The organism is Streptomyces sp. SID5464 (genome assembly GCF_009862985.1).
In the GTDB taxonomy this organism is placed as follows: Bacteria; Actinomycetota; Actinomycetes; order Streptomycetales; family Streptomycetaceae; genus Streptomyces; species Streptomyces chartreusis_D.
The window spans coordinates 77,172-77,961 of sequence record NZ_WWIQ01000076.1; the positions used below are offsets into that span (position 1 = coordinate 77,172).

Consider the following 790-nt stretch of genomic DNA (forward strand, 5'->3'; position numbering starts at 1 on the left):
GAGCGCCTGCATGGCATGCAGGAGGTCAGGAGTTCAATTCTCCTTAGCTCCACGACAAGATCCCGTTCCCGTCAGGGGGCGGGATTTTTCATGCTCCCCCTTGAGTCACTCGGGCCCCTGAGGCGTATACCTCTACGGCCCCGCCGGGTTGCCGTGTCCGGACTGGTACTGAGGCGTCGCTGACCGTATTGGTCCGGTCGTGGCAGAATCAAACGGCCGGAAGGGGGCGCGGCCCGACGGGAGGGAGTAGCGATGCCTGCGAGCATCCTCGAGGAGGTCGACCACCTCCTCGGAGCAGCATTGACACGGGAGATGTCGACCCGCCTCAGCTGCCCTTCCTGCGGTTCCGCGCACGTGGCCCAGATGCTCGGCGACAACGGCGGGATCTCCTACGTGTGCACGGCCTGCGGCCACAGCTGGAGCTGATCGATGGGTGCACACAGGCGGAAATGCGACTGGTGTGGCAGCGGGACTCCGATCGTCCGCGACATGGAGCCGATCAATCCCGACTACCAGTACTGGTGCGAGGAGTGCGCGCGGGCGCTGATCATAAAGGGCGACCCGATCGAGACGTACCGCGAGCTGGAGGGCGAGCCGATCTACGGCCGGCTTCTGGAGGAGCACTGCACGCTCAAGCGGTTCTATTCGTTCGTCACGGCCTAGCGCCCGCCGGTCGGTGTGAACCCGGCATATCGGGCATCTCCGTACGAGGCGAAATGGATTTGGTGTTGGGCCCGGAGGACCAGTAATGTTGGCGTCGCCGCCGGGGGAAACCGGAGGCAACACAGCA

General features: G+C 64.6%; 2 protein-coding genes and 1 tRNA gene (1 of these 3 running past the window's edge). All 3 read left to right on the plus strand.

Going from position 1 to position 790, the window contains the following annotated elements; translation table 11 throughout:
• Positions 1-52: transfer RNA gene (locus tag GTY47_RS40545), tRNA-Ala, on the plus strand (it extends 145 nt beyond the left edge of the window).
• A 200-nt stretch (positions 53-252) separates the two neighbouring features.
• Positions 253-426, plus strand: coding sequence for a hypothetical protein (locus GTY47_RS40550; protein ID WP_010041981.1), 174 nt, complete (start codon positions 253-255; stop codon positions 424-426).
• A 3-nt stretch (positions 427-429) separates the two neighbouring features.
• Complete coding sequence (locus GTY47_RS37775; protein WP_006136074.1) at positions 430-663, plus strand: hypothetical protein; 234 nt, start codon at positions 430-432, stop codon at positions 661-663.
• Positions 664-790 lie beyond the last annotated feature (127 nt).